The 2,536-nt window shown below is 52.6% G+C and carries 1 rRNA gene; it reads left to right on the top strand.

The window, feature by feature from the left end:
• Window positions 1-2,535: ribosomal RNA gene (locus AM506_RS21490) — 23S ribosomal RNA — on the top strand.
• Window position 2,536: the final 1 nt, after the last annotated feature.

Below are 2,536 nucleotides of genomic sequence, written 5' to 3' on the forward strand. Positions count from 1 at the left end.
GGTTAAGTTATGAAGGGCGCACGGTGGATGCCTTGGCACTAGGAGCCGACGAAGGACGGGACTAACACCGATATGCTTTGGGGAGCTGTAAGTGAGCTTTGATCCAGAGATTTCCGAATGGGGGAACCCATTGTTCGTAATGGAACAATATCCTTACTTGAATACATAGAGTATGGAAGGCAGACCCAGGGAACTGAAACATCTAAGTACCTGGAGGAAGAGAAAGCAATTGCGATTCCCTGAGTAGCGGCGAGCGAAACGGGATATAGCCCAAACCAAGAGGCTTGCCTCTTGGGGTTGTAGGACACTCTATACGGAGTTACAAAGGAATGAAGTAGACGAAGAAGTCTGGAAAGGCTCGTCAAAGAAGGTAACAACCCTGTAGTTGAAACTTCATTCCCTCTTGAGTGGATCCTGAGTACGGCGGGACACGTGAAATCCCGTCGGAAGCTGGGAGGACCATCTCCCAAGGCTAAATACTCCCTAGTGACCGATAGTGAACCAGTACCGTGAGGGAAAGGTGAAAAGCACCCCGGAAGGGGAGTGAAATAGAACCTGAAACCGTGTGCCTACAAGTAGTCAGAGCCCGTTAACGGGTGATGGCGTGCCTTTTGTAGAATGAACCGGCGAGTTACGATCCCATGCAAGGTTAAGTTGGTATACGTTAAGTGGAAAAGGATGTGGAGTTGCTTAGACAACCAGGATGTTGGCTTAGAAGCAGCCACCATTTAAAGAGTGCGTAATAGCTCACTGGTCGAGTGACTCTGCGCCGAAAATGTACCGGGGCTAAACGTATCACCGAAGCTGTGGATTGACACCTCWAGGTGTCAGTGGTAGGAGAGCGTTCTAAGGACTGCGAAGCTAGACCGTAAGGACTGGTGGAGTGYTTAGAAGTGAGAATGCCGGTATGAGTAGCGAAAGATGGGTGAGAATCCCATCCACCGAATGCCTAAGGTTTCCTGAGGAAGGCTCGTCCGCTCAGGGTTAGTCGGGACCTAAGTCGAGGCCGATAGGCGTAGACGATGGACAACAGGTTGATATTCCTGTACCACCTCTTTTCCGTTTGAGCAATGGGGGGACGCAGGAGGATAGGGTAAGCGCACTGCTGGATATGTGCGTCTAAGCAGTTAGGCTGATGATGAGGCAAATCCCGTCATCGYGAAGGCTGAGCTGTGAYAGCGAGCGAATTATAGTAGCGAAGTTCCTGATTCCACACTGCCAAGAAAAGCCTCTAGCGAGGAAAAAGGTGCCCGTACCGCAAACCGACACAGGTAGGCGAGGAGAGAATCCTAAGGTGAGCGAGAGAACTCTCGTTAAGGAACTCGGCAAAATGACCCCGTAACTTCGGGAGAAGGGGTGCTCTGGTAGGGTGCAAGCCCGAGAGAGCCGCAGTGAATAGGCCCAGGCGACTGTTTAGCAAAAACACAGGTCTCTGCGAAGCCGTAAGGCGAAGTATAGGGGCTGACGCCTGCCCGGTGCTGGAAGGTTAAGAGGAGTGCTTAGCGCAAGCGAAGGTGCGAATCGAAGCCCCAGTAAACGGCGGCCGTAACTATAACGGTCCTAAGGTAGCGAAATTCCTTGTCGGGTAAGTTCCGACCCGCACGAAAGGCGTAACGATCTGGGCACTGTCTCAACGAGAGACTCGGTGAAATTATAGTACCTGTGAAGATGCAGGTTACCCGCGACAGGACGGAAAGACCCCGTGGAGCTTTACTGTAGCCTGATATTGAATTTTGGTACAGCTTGTACAGGATAGGTAGGAGCCTTGGAAACCGGAGCRCWAGCTTCGGTGGAGGCATCGGTGGGATACTACCCTGGCTGTATTGAAATTCTAACCCGCGCCCCTTATCGGGGTGGGAGACAGTGTCAGGTGGGCAGTTTGACTGGGGCGGTCGCCTCCTAAAGAGTAACGGAGGCGCCCAAAGGTTCCCTCAGAATGGTTGGAAATCATTCGCAGAGTGTAAAGGCACAAGGGAGCTTGACTGCGAGACCTACAAGTCGAGCAGGGACGAAAGTCGGGCTTAGTGATCCGGTGGTTCCGCATGGAAGGGCCATCGCTCAACGGATAAAAGCTACCCCGGGGATAACAGGCTTATCTCCCCCAAGAGTCCACATCGACGGGGAGGTTTGGCACCTCGATGTCGGCTCATCGCATCCTGGGGCTGTAGTCGGTCCCAAGGGTTGGGCTGTTCGCCCATTAAAGCGGTACGCGAGCTGGGTTCAGAACGTCGTGAGACAGTTCGGTCCCTATCCGTCGTGGGCGCAGGAAATTTGAGAGGAGCTGTCCTTAGTACGAGAGGACCGGGATGGACGCACCGCTGGTGTACCAGTTGTCTTGCCAAAGGCATCGCTGGGTAGCTATGTGCGGAAGGGATAAGTGCTGAAAGCATCTAAGCATGAAGCCCCCCTCGAGATGAGATTTCCCATCACGTAAGTGAGTAAGATCCCTAGAAGATGACTAGGTAGATAGGTCAGAGATGGAAGCATGGCGACATGTGGAGTTGACTGATACTAATCGATCGAGGACTTAACCACA

Source organism: Rossellomorea vietnamensis, assembly GCF_001305855.1.
Taxonomy (GTDB): Bacteria; Bacillota; Bacilli; order Bacillales; family Bacillaceae_B; genus Rossellomorea; species Rossellomorea vietnamensis_A.